A 16,009-nucleotide genomic window follows, 5' to 3' on the forward strand; every position below is an offset into this window, starting at 1 on the left:
AGTGTGAGAGCGTCTGGCCGGATCGAGGGGCGTCACCCCTTGACCGCACCACCGATGAGGCCGGCCGCGATGTAGCGCTGAGCGCCGATGAGGAGCACTGCACCCGGGATGATGCCCAGGACCGCCGCCGCCATCAGCTCGTTCCAGTTCGTCTGTTGGGCACCGATGAACGAGTAGATGCTCAACGTGAACGGGACGACCGATCCGTCCGTACTGAGCGTCAGTGCGTAGACGAAGTCGGCCCAGGCGAAGAGGAAGCAGAACATCCCGACGGCGATGACACCCGTGCGGACCACGGGGAGGACGACACGCAGGAGCGCACCCAGCTCGCCGGCGCCGTCGATCAACGCCGCCTCGCGTAGCTCCGCAGGAACTTCCACGAAGAACGCGCGGAGCACCAGGATCGCGAATGGCACGGCATAGGTGCTGTCGGCCAGGACCAGCGCCGGATAGGAGTTGACGAGACCCAGGCGGCTGAACATGAGGTAGAACGGCGTCGCCGTCATCACGTTCGGGATCATCTGCGTGATCAGCAGGAGCAGGACGATCGTTCCCGTCCACCGGAACTGTCGCTGGGCCAGCGCGTAGGCGGCCGGCACCGAGATGATGAGCGAGAGGATCGCGGTGGCGACGCTGATCACCACGCTGGTGCCGAGCGAGCCGATCTGGGTGCTGATGACGGCTTCGAAGTTCGCCAGCGTGGGCGTCGGCGGCAGGATGTGCGCGGGGATCTCGTAGAGCTGGGTGCGTGTCTGCAGGGACGCCGAGATCATCCACAGCAAGGGCGAGAGCATCACCGCGGTGATCGCTACCCCGATGATCGGCTTCAGGACCCTGCCCACCGCCTGGCTGTGACGCCGATTCATCTCGTGGTTCTCCTGTTCCAGATGGCGTAGACGGCGGCCGCCAACAGCGACAGCGCGAACAGGAAGTCGCCGACCGCCGCGCCGCGGCCGAATGCCTGCTCACCGAAGGACAGCTGGTACGACCAGGTGGACAGCAGCTGTGTCGCGTTGCCCGGCCCGCCGCGGGTCAACACCCAGACGATGTCGAACTGCTTCAGGGTCCCGATCAGGCACAAGATGATGACGATGCCGGTGACCGGCCGCAGGCCGGGCATCGTCACGTGCCAGAACCGCCCCCAGGCGCCGGCGCCGTCCAGCGACGCGGCCTCGTACTGGTCGGCCGGGATGCCCTGCAAACCGCTGTGCAGCATGACGACGGTGAACGCGATCCCCGTCCAGATGTTGACGATCGTGACGGCCGCGAAGGCACCCGAGCTCGTGCTGAACCACCCGATCGGATCGAGGCCGACGTCCATGAGAAGCCGGTTCACCAGGCCGTTGGACTCGTTGAACATCCACTTCCACGCCGCGGTCGTGACGACCCCGGGCACCAGCCAGGGAAGGATGATCACCGACCGCAGGGTCCGGCTGAGGAAGAACGGCCGGGAGAAGAAGACGGCGATCGCCAGGCCGATCACGTACTGGCAGGTGATCGAGAGCAGCGTGAACAACAGGGTGTTGCGCAGCGCGGTGAGGAAGATCGGGTCGTGCCAGACGCTGGAGAGGTTGCGGAGGCCCACGAACGGGGCCTCGCCGGTGATCAGCGAGCTGAGCGTGTAGTCCCGGAGGCTGACCAGGAAGTTGTAGCCGATGGGATAGGCGAAGAACGGGAGGTACAGCACCACCGGCAGCAGGAAGAACAAGATGGAGTGCCGCCGAAGCGCGCCGAGCCCTCGGCCCGCGCGCGGACGCGTGGGCCGAGGGGCGGCGGAAGGCCTGGGGGTCAGCGAGGCCTCGGCCCCGACCCCGAGGTCGGCCTTCGTCTTGCCACTGAGCATCGAGGGTTCCGTCAGCTCGCGGGGACAGCCGCTTGGGCCGTGTCGAGGGCGTCCTGCGCCGACTTCTGGCCGGTAGCCACCTCGGAGATGGCGGTGGAGATGGCCTGGCTGACCTTGGCGTAGTCCGCGCCGACCACGCCGGTCCGCGACTTCGAGGACGCGAACTGGTCGGCGTACGCCTGGTACTGCGGGCGGTCTGCCAGGAAGTCCGTCGCCGCGGGGTGGTAGGAGGGGATGTAGCCGGCGCTGTCGGCGTACTCCACCATCGTCGCCGAGTCCTGGAGCCCCGCCAGGCAGTCGAAGACGGCCTGCTGCTTGGCGTCGTCGGTGACGACCTTGGCGCCCACCGCGAGGACGGCGCCACCGAACGGTGTGACCGACGGCGACCCGTCCGGCGAGGGCTGCGGGACCGCTCCCCACTCCATGCCGGCCGCCTCGGCGTCCTTGACCAGACCCGGCACCGTCCAGGTGCCGAGCAGCGCCATGGCGTACTTGCCCTGCACGAACGCAGGCTCGATGTCGGCCGAGGACAGGTTCAGCTGAGCTTTGGGTGACACGCCGTCCTCGACGAATCCCGTCCAGTACTCCATCGCCTCGACGGCCTCCGGCGAGTTGACCTCGTCCAGGTCACCGCCGTTGCTCCACAGCGACGGCAGCCAGTTCCAGGTCGCCTCCTCGCCCGGCTGCATGCTGAAGGCGAAGCCGTACACCCCACCGGCAGTGAGCTCCTGTGCCGCGCTCTGCAGGTCGGCCCAGGTCTTCGGCGGCTCGATCCCGGCGTCCTCGAGCATCGTCTTGTTGTAGAACAGCGCCTCGCCGTTGTTGCCGAGCGGCATCGCGTACTGGTGACCGTCGTAGCTGCCCGCCGAGAACGGGCCCTCGTCGTAGTCGTCGGCGTTGATCTTGTCGCTCGAGACCAGGTCGTCGATCGGTGCCAGCACGCCCGCCTGGGCGAGGGTCGGCACGTTGATGCCGTCGGTGTCGAGGATGTCCGGCGCCTCACCCGAGGCCGTCAGCTGCACCGCCTTGGTGATGTACTCCGCGGCCGGCACGGTGACCCGCTTGATCGTCACCCCCGGCTGGTTGCTGGCGCAGTGGGCGAACAGGGCGTCGGTCGCGGAGTTCGCGGGCTCGTCGGTCTCGGAGTCCAGGACGGTGATGGTGACCTTGCCGTCGCTGTCGGCCGAGGGCTCGCTGCTACCGCCGCAGCCGGCGAGCGTCAGGGAGAGAACGGCCGCCATGGCGATCGAGCACGGAATGGCGACTCGTGAGTGGAGACTCATCATCAGTACCTCGGTGTCTGAAGAGGGAAGCCAGCTGCAGCGCTGTCACGAGAATCAGGCAGCAGCCGGCCGCAGGCCGTGCCGGCGGCACGGCCCGTCGTAGGAAGTCGGGCTATACGTCGAGCAGGTGACGCATGTCCGGCGTGAGCCGGGCCAGGGTCTCGGGGGTCATCTCGTCACGCTGGGACACCTGCTGCGGGAGTTCACGCGCGACGTAGGAGACGTGCAGGACGCGCCGCCGAGTGCCGGCGTCGTTGCGGGTCCCGCCGTGCCAGATGTGGGAGTTGAACACGACGAGCGTGCCGGCCGGCGCAATGACGCGGATCTCGTCCGGGTGCGCGGCCTGCAGGTCCTCGACCTGCTCGCTGACGGCACCCCAGCGCCGGTGGCTCCCGGGCACGAGGCGGGTGGCCCCGTTGTCGGCCGTGAAGTCGTCGAGCAGCCACAACGTGTTGATGGAGCTGTAGGGCTCGTCCGCGCTGCTGCGCTCCATGTCCGCGTGCAGGTCCTGGTGACCTTCACCCTGCAGCACGTCTCGCGCGTTGAAGCTGTGCAGCTTGAACGGCCGGCCGATGACGTGCTCGGCGGCCGCGAGGACCGTCGGGTCCAGGTACGCGCGATCGAAGACCTCGCCCTTGGTGACGCAGTTCCAGAGCCGAGGCGCCCCCCGTTCGACGCCGCCGACGGTCAGCGTGTCCAGCCCCTCGCCTCCGGACGTCTGCGTCTGCGCTTCGATCAACCGATCGAAGGTTGCCGCCGCCTCGGTGCGCCAGGCGTCGTCCATGTGTCCCGGAAGGACCACGTAACCCAGCTCGTCGAGATCAGCCCAACGCGCCTCGTCAGCTACTGCCTCTGCCATCACTTCGGGCTGCCCTCCATTCGTCGTCGGTGTGACAGAGGTTACGAACGCACGTCGGAGGTGTCAACAAATACATCCAATGTTTCCGGCACAATTCTGCATCCAGATCCACATGCATCCGATTGCACGGCGCTGAGACGCCCGGATCATCCGATCAATTTGGTCTGCAGGCCGCGTTCGACCACCGCGCTAGAACACCGCGAGCGGGTTCACCGCGCAGCCCGTGCCTCCGGGGATCCGCAGCGGGGCCATCGCCAGGACGAAGGTGCTTCGCTCCAGGCGCTCGGCCGTCTCCACCAGCGGCGTCATCCGCGGGCAGTCCAGCAGGCACAGCCCCATCGCCGCCAACCCGATCTGGTGCAAGGGCAGCGGTAGGAGTTCGCTCGGGTACGGCATCCGCTCGACGCAGTCGCCGCTGTAGACGGCCACCTGGCGGTCGTGCAACCACGGCAGGCAGGACGCGTGCAGCCCCGCCCTCCGGGTCGGGTCCTCCGGACCCAGGACCTGCTCGCGACGCTCCAGCCCGACGTGGACCAGGACGGCATCACCCCGGCCGACCTCGACACCGGCCAGCGCCTCGGCGGCCTCGAGGTCCTCCACCGTCACGTACTCGTCGTCGGCGAGCCAGTCCACGCCGCGTGCGCGAGCGACATCCAGCAGCACGCCTCGCGTGACGATGCCCTCGCCCATGGCGAGGATCGATCCGAACGTGAGCCCGCTGGCCTGGACGACATCGGCTGCCGACCGTCCGTTGTAGACGGCGTCGTTCCAGAAGACGTGACCGACCGCGTCGAGGTGCGTCACGGCGAACCCGTGCGGCGCGATGCCCACGTAGTCGAGGGCCGAGACCGGCCGGTGCTGCTCGTAGATCGGCAGGTGAACGGCCGGTCGCGGGTTCACGGGCGAGTGCTGGGTCGAGATGTCTCGCCCGAGCGAGATCATGGCGCCGAGCGTGACCGTCGAGAACGCCGCCAGGCGAACCTCGTCATCGATGTAGTTGAGGGTTCCTCGCTCATCGTCGTCCCCCCACCGTCCGCGGTTGGAGCATCGGTCGAAGAGCGCTGCGAGCTCGGTGTCGGAGAGCTCTGGCGCACGCCGCGGCGGCGTGATTGCGGACACTGCTACCTCCTGGCTGCATGGGTGCAAGGAAGTCGACCCTAGTGCTCGGGATCCGATGCGGGACCGTTGCGCATATAGGCTGCAGCTCGCCAACCTGGGAGGGACCATGGCCGTCACTGACTCGGCAATCGAGAAGATCAAGCAGATGATCGTGTCGGGTGACCTCCGTCCGGGTGACCGTCTGCCGCGAGAAGCGGATCTCGCCGAACGCCTGGGAATCTCGCGGGGCTCCCTGCGTGAGGCGGTCCGAGCGCTGTCGATGATCCACGTCCTGGACGTGCGGCAAGGCGACGGAACCTACGTCACCCGGCTGGACCCTGGCCTGCTGATGGACGCCCTGGGATTCGTGATGGACTTCCACCGCGAGAACACCGTGCTCCACACGCTCGAGGTACGCCGCCTGCTGGAGCCCGCCGCGACCGAGCTCGCCGCGACGACGATGCCGGACGCCGACGTGCAGGGGCTGGCGGACCTGCTCAATGAGATGAGCCCGAGCTCGACGTCCGAGGATCTGATGGCCAACGACATCGAGTTCCACCGTCGGATCGCGGCCGGCTCCGGCAACCCGATACTCGCATCGCTCCTCGACAGCCTGTCGGGGCAGACACAGCGAGCCCGGGTGTGGCGATCGCTCACAGAGGAATCCGCCATCGCGCGAACACTGGCCGAGCACCGCTCGATCCAGCAGGCGATCGCGGCACGTCAGCCCCACATCGCAAGCGCCTGGGCGACGGTGCACATCGCCGGCGTCGAACAGTGGCTGCGCGAGGCCCTGAGCGACACCTGAGCCTGCCGCCGAGAGCTGGGGTCGCGCCGCGCCCGGCCGCGCGCCGCGCGCGTGGCGGACGAGGACACCTCGAGCCCAGGTACCTGGACATTGGGTGAAGAGCCCCCGGAGGTCGTCATGGATGACGTCACTCCGGGGGCTCTGTCACCTGGGCTCACGCGGACAGCCGCGCGAGCCTGTGGTCACGCGTGCGACCTACTCCTGCCCGAGAGACTCTCCGCCACTCCGATGAGGAGCACGGCAGCGATCACGGCCACCACGAACCCGATGACGTTCAGCTCGCCGATGTCGCCCGTACCGATCGCACTGGCGATGATCCCCCCGATGACCGACCCGGCGATGCCCAACAGCAGGGTCATGAGGATGCTGAGGTTCTGCTTGCCCGGCTTGATGAGGCGGGCCAGCGCTCCGATGATGAGACCTGCGATGAGAAATCCGATGATGCCCATGTGAGCACGTGCTCCTTCCCTTGGTTACGCCCGTCGTTACCCTGATCTCGGGAGCGCATGCTCCGCGAACCGTGGGTGAGCGAGACGCCGAGGACTCAGGAGCATCGTCCAGTCAGGACGAGTGGTCGGTGGGAACAGGGCCTGAACGTCGGTGCCGCGACAGCGGCGGAGCTGTCGTCGAGCCGCGGGGCCGGCTTGTGGGACCCGACCTGGTCAGCCGATGTCTTCGAAGACTGCGACGAGCAGGTCGAGACCCGCGCTGAGCACTTGATCGGAGATCGCGAGCGGCGGCAGGAACCGGAGCACGTTGCCGTAGGTGCCGCGACCAGGTCGAGGTGGTGCCGCTGCGTCAGTCCGCGAGACCGGCCAACCGGCCGGCGAAGCGCGCGATGAGCGAGGTCGAGGTCGCTCCCCGACGCTCCTCTCGCCCGTCGGCGGTGCGGAAGAGCCGGTACATCGCGTGGATCCCCGCCCAGCGGAGGGGCTCGGGCTCCCAACGGGGCGGGCGGTGGTCGACCAGCGGTAGCCGGACGAGATCGGTGTCCCGGGCGAGCACCAGGTCGACGAGGGTGCGCGCCGCCAGGTTGGCCGCCGCGACCCCGTGGCCGGCGTAGCCGACCGATGCCCCGATGCCCGTCCGGGGGTCGTGCCGGACGCTCGCACACCAGTCGCGCGACACACCCAGCACCCCGGACCAGGCGTAGTCCGCTTCGAAGTGGACGTCGGGGAAGTAGAGCGACAGGCGGTCGAGCAAGGCCTGTTGGGTGTCGGGATGGCAGGCGTGGCGCCCGTCGATGCCGGAGGCGAACTCGTAGGGCTTCCCGCGCCCACCCAGGGCGATGCGGCCGTCGGCCGTGCGCTGGGCGTAGATGAACGTGTGCGAGGTGTCGGAGAGGCATTCCGCGTTCGCCCAACCGATCCTGCTCCATTCCTCGGCGGAGAGAGGCTGGGTCGCGATCATCGAGCTCCTGATCGGCACGACCGCCCGTGGCCCGAGCAGCGGACCACTGAATCCCTCGGTGCACAGCAGGATGTGCTCCGTCGAGATCTGCGCGGAGGCCGTGTGCGCGAGGCGCGGCTCCACCCGGTCGACGCGCGTCCCCTCGTACAGCCGCACGCCGCGCGCCTCGACCAGGCGGGCGAGCTGCCGGACCAGCTTGCCCGGGTGGATCCGGGCGCAGGGGGCCGCGTAGAGGCCGCCGACCGCCGCAACGACGTCGACCCGCTCCCGGACCTCGCCGGCCGTGAGCAGTCGCACCTCCTCATCGGTCAGCCCCGCGCGCAGGTCTGCGGCGTGCCGGGCCTGGAGCCGCTGCAGACCGGCCTCGTTGGGCGCGACCACGAGGTTCCCGCCCCGGTGGGCGTCGATCTCCAGTCCGCGGGTGGAGCTGACGTCGAGCACGTGGTCGACGGCCTCGACCATCGCGCGCTGGAACGCGACCAGACCCTCGGGCCCACGCGGCCCGCGCGCGAAGACGTTCCGGTTCCCCGGCAGCAGATGCGAGAGCCAGCCGCCGTTCCGGCCGGAGGCGCCGAAGCCGACATGCTCGGCCTCGGCGACCACGATCCGCAGGTGCGGGGCGAGCTCGGTCAGGTAGTAGGCGGTCCACAGCCCGGTGTACCCGGCGCCCACGATGAGCACGTCACAGGACGTGTCGCCGGTCAGGGCATCCCGCCCGTGCGAGTTCTCCTCAGCGCCGATGTCCCACAAGGACGTCGTCTGGGGGTTGCTGGCGGTCATGGCCATCGTTCACTTCTCCTGGGCGGAGCCGGCGGCGGCACCCACGGCATGAGCGCGGTCGGGATCGTCACTGGTCCAGCCGGCCGCCGACCCGACGACCGACAGGCCGGGCGTCGAGGAGGACAGGTCGGCACCGGCCCACCCGCCGCCCACCGCCTGCGTGGTGCCGGCCGCGACGTACTGCCGCTGCAGCGCCAGGTCATTGGCGGGACGCGGAGCCAGGGCCACGCAGAGCAGGTCGGCGCGGATCGTCCGCACTCGGCCATCCACCTCCACGTCCACCGCGCGCAGCACCCTCGCGCCCCGAGCGGCACGCACGGTCCCGAGGAGGACCCTCTCGTCGTCGAGCTGACGGTCGGCAGGCCCGGCCCCCGGCTCGGGCGAAGCGCCCGCACCCTGCTGGACCACGATGGCCACGACCTCGACACCCGCCTGCTCGAGCTGATCGGCCAGGGCGCGGCCGCGGTCGCCGTCCGTCATCACCACGGCTCGCCGCCAGGGGACGACGCGATCCACCCGGAGCAGCTTGCCGACGCCGTCGGCGAGGACGACGCCAGGCTTGTCGTTGCCGGGGAACAGGCCCGGTACGTCGTAGGAGCCCGTGGCGACGACCAGGTGCTTCGGGCGGCATTCGAGCACGAGCCCGTCGGCCACCACGGGGATCACGCCGGTCTCGAAGTAGGACATCACGAACCCGTCGACGACCCTGATGCCGTCGTGGGCCAGCACGGCGGACGCAAGACGACCGGCGACCTCGGCGGCCGGTGCCGTCTCTCGGCCGTAGGTGACGATGGAGTCTCGAGCGCTCCCCCGGCCGCCGAGCCGGCCGGGATGCACCAGCGTCACCGACGCGCCGCTCCCCGCGGCTCCGAGTGCGGCCGCACAGCCGGACACCCCGCCGCCGGCGACGAGAACGTCGGCCACGTCGACCTCGGTACGCGTGCGGACTGCCCGCGCCGCCTGTGGTGTCGGGAACCGGCCCGCACCCGCGACCCGTCCCATCACCTTCTCGGCAAGGTGCGCGAGCCGGGGCCGCGACCGGAAGAGCCGGAACTGGAATCCCGCCGGGACGAACCTGGCCATGAGATCGGTGGCCCTCAGCAGGTCCCGGTCCGCGCTCGGCCAACCTCGTTCGCGCCGTACGACCTCGCCGCCCCGCACGGGGGTCGTGCAGGACGTCACGCCGGGGAGCCCGTCGACCGTGACGGGGCAGTTGCCGCAGATGTCGTACCCGCAGGTGTACCCGCGCGGGCGACGGTACTTGAAGCTCCGGGTCAGGACCGGCGTGCCGGACTGCAGGATCGCGGAGGCGATCGACTGTCCCGGCCGGGCCGACAACGTGCGGCCCTCGAACGTGAAGGCCACGGGCCCGTCGGGGTGAGCGCTGGTCAACGTCAGGACCTTCCGTCGGTGGTGACCACGAGGGTGGACTCGGCGATGGAGCGCCCTTCGATGAGGCGGCGTGCGTCGAAGGGCGCCATGACGTCGGGGACCCGACCCGTCGTGATGCTCTCGGCCAGCAGCCGGCCCGCCGCGGGCGCGCCCATGAATCCGTACACCCACGCGATGCTGAGGTGGTAGCCGGACACACCCGGCGCCTCTCCGAGGACCGGCGCCAGGTCCGGGGCCTGGGAGACGGTCCCGGCCCAGTTGCGCAGGATGCGCACCCCGCCCAGGTCGGGGAACAGCCGGACCCATTTCGTGGCCATGTCGCGCAGCATGTGGTACGTCGTGTTCAGGCTGTCGGTCTCGTCGTGGCCGGGGAGCTCGGTGCCGCCGACGAACTCTCCGCGGGCGGTCTGGTGGCAGTAGCCGAGCAGGTGAGGTGTCGCCACAGCGCACCGCAGGAAGGGCTTCACGGGCTCGGTCACGATCATCTCGAGCCGGGCCTTGACCAACGGCAGATGGACGTCGGCGGTGAGGTTCAAGTCGTCCGAGTAGGCGCCCGCCGCGTTCACGACGACATCTGCCGCGATGTCACCGCCGTCGGTCCGGACACCGGTCACCCGACCGCCGCTGGTCAGGACCGCGTGCACGTCGACGCCGCTGAAGACGGACACCCCCGCCCGGGCGGCGGCACGGAGGTAGCCCCAGACCACGGCGTCGTGGTGGGCGAAACCCGCGCGCCGCTGGAAGATGCCGCCGCGCGCGAGCTCCGGGTTGGCATGCGGGACGAGCCTGCGCACCTCGGCTGCATCGAGCACTTCGCTCTGCACGCCGTACTCGGCCTGTTTCGCGGCGACGAGGTCCTGTCGGCGCAGCTCCTCGTCGGTGGTGGACAGGACCAGGTAGCCGGACGGACTGAAGAGGATGTTGAAGTCGAGCTCCGCCGACAGCTCGGAGAACCGACGCAGGCTGAGGTCGAACAGCTGTGCCCACTCGCGGCTGGAGAAGGCGGACCGGATCATCTCCCCGTTGCGCCCGCTGGCGCCGCCGCCCGGCCAGGACCTGTCCAGGACGGCGACGTTGGTGACGCCCGACCGCGCGAGCTCGTAGGCCGTGGCGAGGCCCTGGACCCCGGCTCCGACGACGACGACGTCGTAGCCTGCCCTCGGGCGACCGGTGGCCACGCCGGGAAGGGTCATGCCGCGCCTCCGGCCGGCTTCGACTCGTCCTCGTACACGAGGTCGCCCATCCGGACCGGGAACAGGGGCGGACGGACCGAGGGGCGACGTTCCTCCGGCTCCGTGGCCCCCTGCAGCGCCGCGATGACGTCGCCGGTGACCTGCCCGCACAACTTGCCCTGGCACGGCCCCATGAACACCGCGGTCGCCCGTTTGAGCGTCTCGGGATGCCGGTAGCCCGCCTCCCAGCTGCTCCGCAGGTCGAAGAGGGTCGCGTCGTGGCAGGGACACACGATCGTCCTCCGGTCGAGCGCGTCGCGCCGACGCCCCGAGGACCGGCGGCCGCGCCACGTTGCCAGGGCCTGTGCGAACACGCCCACCTCCCTTGCCATTGGTCCGACACTCCTCAGGTCCCTACCGAGGGGTTCCCGGCCGCCTGTCCGGACAGGAACCCGCCCCACGATCAGCCGTGGACGTAGTAGAGCCGCTTGTTGACGAACTCCTCGATGCCGAGCGGCCCCAGCTCGCGGCCGAATCCCGACCGCTTGGTGCCGCCGAAGGGAAGCGCAGCTCCCTCTCCCGCCGCCGTGTTGACGTTGGTCATCCCGACGTCCAGGGCGTCGGCGACGGCCGCCGCCCGTGCCGGGTCGACGCTGAAGACGGCGCCGCCGAGTCCGTAGTCGGAGTCGTTCGCGATCCGGACCGCGTCCTCGTCGGACTCCGCCCGGTACACCACGGCCACCGGCCCGAACAGCTCTTCGGCGTAGGCTCGCATGCCCGGTCGCACCCCCGTCAGGACGGCCGGGCGCACGTAGGCGCCCGGTCCTTCGACGAGCGAACCTCCGACATGGAGCGTGGCGCCCTGCTCGACGGCGTCCTCGATCTGGGCGACGAGGGCCTCGGCAGCGGGCCGCGACGCCATCGGCGGGAAGGCGTTCGGGCCCAGCTCGGCCGGGTCACCGGGCTCGAGGCCGGTGGCTTCGGCCGTCAGGGCGGCGACGAAGTCGTCGTAGATGTCGGCCATCACGATGATCCGCTTGTTGGAGTTGCATGCCTGCCCGTTGTTGTAGATGCGCGTGCCCCAGGCGGCGGACGCCGCCGCGGCGACGTCCTGGGTGTCGAGAACGATGTAGGGGTCGGACCCGCCGAGCTCGAGCACCACCTTCTTGAGGTTCCGGCCCGCCAGCTCGGCGACGGCGGCGCCGCCGCGCTCGGAACCGGTGAACGAGACCCCGGCCACTCGCCGGTCGGCGATCATGCCGGCGACCTGGTCATGGCTGGCGAAGACGTTGACGTAGACGCCGTCCGGCAACCCGGCCTCGCGCAGCAGTCGCTCGATGGCCACCGCTGACGTCGGGCAGTTCTCGGCGTGCTTGACGATGACGGCGTTGCCCGCGACGAGGTTGGGCGCCGCGAAGCGCGCGACCTGGTAGAAGGGGAAGTTCCAGGGCATGACTCCCAGGAGCGCACCCGTCGGGAGCCGTTGCACGCGCGCCTGCGCTCCCCCGTCGGCGGGCAGGACCTGGTCGGCGAGAAGCTCCGGCCCGTGGTCGGCGTAGTAGGCGAAGATGTCGGCGCAGAACTCCACCTCTCCCGCGGCCGACTCCCGGTCCTTGCCCATCTCCGCGGTGGCGAGGCTGCCGAGCTCGTCGGCCCGTTCGGCGAACAGCTCTGCCGCCGCCGCGACGATCGCGGCTCGTTCCACCACGGGCCGCTTCGCCCAGTCCTTCTGGGCGGCCGCGGCACGGGCGAGGACGACCTCGATCTCGGCGTCGGTGGCGGTGGGGAACTCCTCGAGGACCTGACCGGTGACCGGACTGGTCACCCGGTACGAGGGCTGGGCGGGGGCGGTGTTCACGACATCTTCCTCATAGTGCGGTATTATTAATGCACGCGGACGCCGACTGTCAATGACTCGGCCGCGCTCGCCGTCCCGAACCGCCGCGACGCGGGCACCGTGTGACTGGCGGCCGGCGTCCTAGGGTGAGACGGGCAATCCGCACCAGGCGATCTGAGGAGTGCAGTGACCACGGTCAATCGCGTCGGACGACCCGCCCTCGATGACGACGTCCTGTACCAGCGCAAGCGGCTGATCCTGGACAGGACGCTCGGCCTGGTCGCCCAACGCGGCACGTCGAACGTCAGGCTGAAGGACGTCGCGGCGAGCGCGAACGTGTCGGTCGGGACACTGCAGCACTACTTCGACTCACGCGACCAGCTCATCCGCGAGGCCTTCACCCAACACGCCTACGGCGTCATCGACGGCGTGCTCGGCACCCAATCCCCCACAGCCACGCCCTGGGAAGCCCTGCGCACCATGTTCGCGAACGTGTACGCCGGGTCCGACCTGGCGCAGCGATGCGCCCTGTGGATCGAGTTCGTGGCCGCCTCTCGTCACGACGACCGGCTCCGCGAGCTCATGGCAGAGTTCTGGAACGCGTGGAGCGCGCCGATCCGGCACGCGGTCAGGCGCGGCGTCGACGACGGATCCTTCGCCCCCGTCACCGACGTCGACTCCGTGGTCGCCACCATCCTGGCGGTCATCGACGGAGGCGAGACTGCCGTCGCGCTGAAGGTCCGGGCCATGGACCGCGACGTGCTGACGGCCGAGCTGCAGGCAGCTGCCGCGGCACTCCTGGGCGTATCCGGGCCCGCCACCCTGCGCTGAGGCCGACCCCTCGACCCCCGAGCTGCCGGACTCGCCGGCCGAGCTCGGTCGAACGCGACAGCCGGTCGCGCACTGAGGTAAGGTGCTCCTATTAGTACAAACGTACACAAGGGGTTTGGCGATGGCGTATGTGTGGCTCGTGGTCGCGATCGGCTTCGAGGTCCTGGGCACCAGCCTCCTCAAGCCGAGCGAGGGGCTGACCAAGCTGTGGCCCTCGATGGGAGCGATGGCGTCGTACCTCCTCGCCTGCGCCATGCTGGCCCAGGCCATGCGCGAGATCCCCACCGGCGTCGCCTACGCGATGTGGTCGGGTCTCGGGACCGCCGCCATCGTGGCCATCGGACTGGCGTTCCTGGGCGATCGCCTCACCCCGGCGACCGTCTCGGGCATCGCGCTGATCGTCGGCGGCGTGATCGTCCTCAACCTGGCCGGCGCCCATTAGCGGCGGCACGGGCCGTCGGGCCCGGGATCCGGAACGGCGCCGACGCGACCTCGTCGTGGCAGCCACGGAGATGATCGCCGAGATGGGCCTCGAACGGGTGACCCACCGCGCGATCGCGGCCCGCGCGGGTGTCCCGCTCGGGGCCACCACCTACTACTTCCCCACCCTGCACGACCTGCTGGAGGCTGCGCTGGAGCACGCCGCGGCCACGTCGCGAGCCCAGCTGTCCACCTGGGCGGCGGCCCTGGCCACGAACGTGCAGGTCTCGACCGTCCTGCCCGACCTCGTGCAGGAGTACCTGGCCGACCGGAACCGAGCCCTCGTGGACTACGAGCTCTACCTCGCCGCTGCCCGCGACCTCCGCCTCCGACCCCTGGCACTGGCGTGGCTCGAGGACGCCACCGCGGCACTGGAGCCGTCGGTGGGCGTCGAGACCGCCCGAGCCCTGGTGACCCTCATCGACGGGGCCATGCTCCAGACCCTGGTCACAGGACAGGACCTGGATCTCGACGCCCTGCGCCTCCAGGTCGCCCGCCTCACCGGATCCTGAGTCCCACCCGGCCACAGCTCGCCCACACCGCCGTTGGGCGGGACCGCTGCTGCGGCCCCGCCCCCTGGTCGCTCGCCGGCTCAGCCCGAGGACGCGGACGAGCGCACCCGGTCACGGGCGGCGCGCGAGTACCCGCCCTTGCCCCGGGCGATGACGAGCTGGCTCACCAGCCAGTACACGGCTCCCGCTGTGAGCACCGACGGCACGGTGGCGGTGGTGTAGGAGTAGAAGGCGTGCGACTCGTAGGTGAGGGGGTTGAGCAGTGCCAGGTACGCCAGCACACCCGCCGCGATCGCCACGAAGCCGGCGGGGTTGAACCCGGCCCAGAAGTTGTACTTGTTGTCGGGGCTGGCGCCGTACAGGTCCGCGAGGTCGAGCTGCTGACGACGCAGGATGAAGTAGTCGACGATCTGCACGCCGCAGATGGGACCGAAGATCAGCGCGCACATCGCCAGGAAGGACGGGAAGTTCTCGAAGAACTCGTCGGCGAGGAACACCATCACGAACACCACGGGCAACAGGGAGATGATCGTGGTGGTGTTCCACGAGGTCCGCTTGGCGATCGCCGGCACGTTGCGCAGGCTCACCGTCATGGCGTAGACACCCACCACCGTGGAGCCGATGTTGGCCAGGATGATGAACGACAGACCGATGACGCCGAACAGCAGACCCCCCACCTGGGTCAGGAACACGGTGGGGTCACCGCCGGAGGCGGGCACGACCAGGCCCGCGTAGAGACCGATCAGCGAGACCATCGCGACGGGGACGCCGAGGCCGGCGATGCTCGGCCACAGGGCGCGGCGCGCACTGGGAACCAGACGCACCATGCCGCCCACGTAGGGCCACCAGCCCACCGCCGACGCGATCAACAGCTCGACGCCGGTGGTGACGTTGAAGGCCTTGTTCGGCGAGGGAGCACTGGGCTTCGCGTCGAGGAGGCCCGAGACTCCGACCTTGTTCACGAGCAGGCCCATGACCACGCAGGAGAGCACCAGGACCCCGGCGGCGATCCACTTCTGGGAGTCACGCACCGCATCGGGGCCCTTGCGCGCGATCGACCAGACCGCCAGGGCTCCGAGCAGCATCGCCAGGGTGGCAACCCAGGCACCGCTGTCCTCGCGCACCACCCCTGCTGCCACCAAGATGGCATCGGCGGCGCGGCCGAGCACGATGAGCAGCAACGCGTTCCAGCCGGCGAGGCTGACGAACAGCAGCACGGCCGAGAATCCCCAGCCCCGGCTGCCGAGGAACGCCTTGGACGCGGAGGTCGAGTCCAGCCCGTACTTCGTGGAGGCCGGCACCAGGGCCAAGATGATGAAGAGCATGCCGATCAGCACGCCTGCCATCATCGTGAGGGAGCCTGCCACCGCGCCGAGGTAGTAGCTGACGGTGCCGCCGATGATGAAGCACCAGGTGGCCACCGACGTGGAGGCGGAGGACGCCAGCAGGTCCAGTCCGGTCCAGCTCCGCTCCGACAGCAGCAGGGGGACGCCATCGCTCCCGCCGGACGTCTTCGGGGCGCTCATGCCAGCCACGCGAGGGCGATGAACAGCACCGGAGCCACCAGGCACGCGGCCAGCAACACCAGGTAGTCGTTGCGGACGAACGACTCGCCCTCGTTCTCCGGCGAGGTGGCCGCTCGGAAGCGCTCAGCCACGTCGGCGGGCAGCCCAGCAGGCTCCCGGTGCCGAGACCGAGCGGGGG

The 16,009-nt window shown here is 69.9% G+C and carries 17 protein-coding genes; 4 read left to right on the top strand and 13 right to left on the bottom strand.

All coding sequences use genetic code 11. The features are described from left to right. Window positions 1–32: 32 nt before the first annotated feature. The 5 genes from PD653B2_RS11935 to PD653B2_RS11955 form a co-directional block, all read right to left on the bottom strand. The gene (locus PD653B2_RS11935; protein ID WP_085872600.1) at window positions 33–866 is read right to left on the bottom strand and encodes a carbohydrate ABC transporter permease; all 834 of its coding nucleotides are present in this window, start codon (window positions 864–866) and stop codon (window positions 33–35) included. Next, entirely contained in the window at window positions 863–1,843 is a 981-nt protein-coding gene (locus tag PD653B2_RS11940; protein WP_085872601.1) for a carbohydrate ABC transporter permease, read from the bottom strand. The genes PD653B2_RS11935 and PD653B2_RS11940 overlap by 4 nt, the downstream gene beginning before the upstream one ends. Before the next feature lie 11 nt (window positions 1,844–1,854). Beyond that, on the bottom strand, window positions 1,855–3,126 hold the full coding sequence (locus PD653B2_RS11945; RefSeq protein ID WP_165763444.1) for an ABC transporter substrate-binding protein: 1,272 nt from the start codon (window positions 3,124–3,126) through the stop codon (window positions 1,855–1,857). A gap of 112 nt (window positions 3,127–3,238) precedes the next feature. Continuing rightward, the gene (locus tag PD653B2_RS11950) at window positions 3,239–3,985 is read right to left on the bottom strand and encodes a phytanoyl-CoA dioxygenase family protein (RefSeq protein ID WP_085872603.1); all 747 of its coding nucleotides are present in this window, start codon (window positions 3,983–3,985) and stop codon (window positions 3,239–3,241) included. 189 nt (window positions 3,986–4,174) lie between these two features. Further along, window positions 4,175–5,104, bottom strand: a complete 930-nt coding sequence (locus PD653B2_RS11955; protein WP_165763445.1) for a cyclase family protein — start codon at window positions 5,102–5,104, stop codon at window positions 4,175–4,177. A 55-nt stretch (window positions 5,105–5,159) separates the two neighbouring features. On the opposite strand from PD653B2_RS11955, the gene PD653B2_RS11960 reads away from it, so the two are divergent. Next, a complete protein-coding gene (locus tag PD653B2_RS11960; RefSeq protein ID WP_242665253.1) occupies window positions 5,160–5,891 on the top strand; it encodes a FadR/GntR family transcriptional regulator in 732 nt (243 codons plus the stop codon). A 182-nt stretch (window positions 5,892–6,073) separates the two neighbouring features. On the opposite strand, the gene PD653B2_RS11965 is transcribed toward PD653B2_RS11960, so the two are convergent. From PD653B2_RS11965 to PD653B2_RS11990, 6 genes are all read right to left on the bottom strand, one after another. Further along, window positions 6,074–6,340, bottom strand: a complete 267-nt coding sequence (locus PD653B2_RS11965; RefSeq protein ID WP_242665254.1) for a GlsB/YeaQ/YmgE family stress response membrane protein — start codon at window positions 6,338–6,340, stop codon at window positions 6,074–6,076. Window positions 6,341–6,689: 349 nt separating this feature from the next. Continuing rightward, window positions 6,690–8,087 (bottom strand): NAD(P)/FAD-dependent oxidoreductase, encoded by a 1,398-nt coding sequence (locus tag PD653B2_RS11970; RefSeq protein ID WP_207559362.1) that lies wholly within the window; start codon window positions 8,085–8,087, stop codon window positions 6,690–6,692. 3 nt (window positions 8,088–8,090) lie between these two features. Further along, window positions 8,091–9,473, bottom strand: coding sequence for a (2Fe-2S)-binding protein (locus PD653B2_RS11975; protein ID WP_165763446.1), 1,383 nt, complete (start codon window positions 9,471–9,473; stop codon window positions 8,091–8,093). 2 nt (window positions 9,474–9,475) lie between these two features. Further along, window positions 9,476–10,666, bottom strand: coding sequence for an NAD(P)/FAD-dependent oxidoreductase (locus PD653B2_RS11980; protein WP_085872607.1), 1,191 nt, complete (start codon window positions 10,664–10,666; stop codon window positions 9,476–9,478). After that, window positions 10,663–11,019, bottom strand: coding sequence for a (2Fe-2S)-binding protein (locus PD653B2_RS11985; protein WP_165763447.1), 357 nt, complete (start codon window positions 11,017–11,019; stop codon window positions 10,663–10,665). Before PD653B2_RS11985 ends, PD653B2_RS11980 begins: the two co-directional genes overlap by 4 nt. An 89-nt stretch (window positions 11,020–11,108) precedes the next feature. Continuing rightward, window positions 11,109–12,503: an aldehyde dehydrogenase family protein gene (locus tag PD653B2_RS11990; protein WP_085872609.1), complete on the bottom strand. Its 1,395-nt coding sequence runs from the start codon at window positions 12,501–12,503 to the stop codon at window positions 11,109–11,111. Window positions 12,504–12,668: 165 nt separating this feature from the next. Between PD653B2_RS11990 and PD653B2_RS11995 the strand changes: the two genes are divergently transcribed. The 3 genes from PD653B2_RS11995 to PD653B2_RS12005 all read left to right on the top strand — a co-directional run bounded on the left by PD653B2_RS11995 (window position 12,669) and on the right by PD653B2_RS12005 (window position 14,305). Further along, a complete protein-coding gene (locus PD653B2_RS11995; RefSeq protein ID WP_085872610.1) occupies window positions 12,669–13,313 on the top strand; it encodes a TetR/AcrR family transcriptional regulator in 645 nt (214 codons plus the stop codon). 121 nt (window positions 13,314–13,434) lie between these two features. Beyond that, window positions 13,435–13,755, top strand: coding sequence for a DMT family transporter (locus PD653B2_RS12000; RefSeq protein ID WP_085872611.1), 321 nt, complete (start codon window positions 13,435–13,437; stop codon window positions 13,753–13,755). Window positions 13,756–13,810: 55 nt separating this feature from the next. Then, complete coding sequence (locus tag PD653B2_RS12005) at window positions 13,811–14,305, top strand: TetR/AcrR family transcriptional regulator (protein WP_207559363.1); 495 nt, start codon at window positions 13,811–13,813, stop codon at window positions 14,303–14,305. Window positions 14,306–14,385: 80 nt separating this feature from the next. Here PD653B2_RS12005 and PD653B2_RS12010 read toward each other — a convergent pair whose 3' ends face one another. After that, window positions 14,386–15,831: a cytosine permease gene (locus PD653B2_RS12010; RefSeq protein WP_085872613.1), complete on the bottom strand. Its 1,446-nt coding sequence runs from the start codon at window positions 15,829–15,831 to the stop codon at window positions 14,386–14,388. Further along, window positions 15,828–15,962 carry a hypothetical protein gene (locus PD653B2_RS25880; protein WP_278247458.1) on the bottom strand — a complete coding sequence of 45 codons (135 nt, stop codon included), beginning with the start codon at window positions 15,960–15,962 and terminating at the stop codon, window positions 15,828–15,830. Before PD653B2_RS25880 ends, PD653B2_RS12010 begins: the two co-directional genes overlap by 4 nt. Window positions 15,963–16,009: the final 47 nt, after the last annotated feature.

Source organism: Nocardioides sp. PD653-B2 (assembly GCF_002117935.1).
Lineage (GTDB): Bacteria > Actinomycetota > Actinomycetes > Propionibacteriales > Nocardioidaceae > Nocardioides.

Excerpts from the sequence above, each read along its gene's own strand:
- PD653B2_RS11935 (WP_085872600.1), bottom strand. The coding sequence starts at position 866 with ATGAATCGGCGTCACAGCCAGGCGGTGGGCAGGGTCCTGAAGCCGATC.
- PD653B2_RS11940 (WP_085872601.1), bottom strand. The coding sequence starts at position 1,843 with ATGCTCAGTGGCAAGACGAAGGCCGACCTCGGGGTCGGGGCCGAGGCC.
- PD653B2_RS11945 (WP_165763444.1), bottom strand. The coding sequence starts at position 3,126 with ATGAGTCTCCACTCACGAGTCGCCATTCCGTGCTCGATCGCCATGGCG.
- PD653B2_RS11950 (WP_085872603.1), bottom strand. The coding sequence starts at position 3,985 with ATGGCAGAGGCAGTAGCTGACGAGGCGCGTTGGGCTGATCTCGACGAG.
- PD653B2_RS11960 (WP_242665253.1), top strand. The coding sequence starts at position 5,160 with ATGCGGGACCGTTGCGCATATAGGCTGCAGCTCGCCAACCTGGGAGGG.
- PD653B2_RS11965 (WP_242665254.1), bottom strand. The coding sequence starts at position 6,340 with ATGGGCATCATCGGATTTCTCATCGCAGGTCTCATCATCGGAGCGCTG.
- PD653B2_RS11970 (WP_207559362.1), bottom strand. The coding sequence starts at position 8,087 with ATGGCCATGACCGCCAGCAACCCCCAGACGACGTCCTTGTGGGACATC.
- PD653B2_RS11980 (WP_085872607.1), bottom strand. The coding sequence starts at position 10,666 with ATGACCCTTCCCGGCGTGGCCACCGGTCGCCCGAGGGCAGGCTACGAC.
- PD653B2_RS12000 (WP_085872611.1), top strand. The coding sequence starts at position 13,435 with ATGGCGTATGTGTGGCTCGTGGTCGCGATCGGCTTCGAGGTCCTGGGC.
- PD653B2_RS12010 (WP_085872613.1), bottom strand. The coding sequence starts at position 15,831 with ATGAGCGCCCCGAAGACGTCCGGCGGGAGCGATGGCGTCCCCCTGCTG.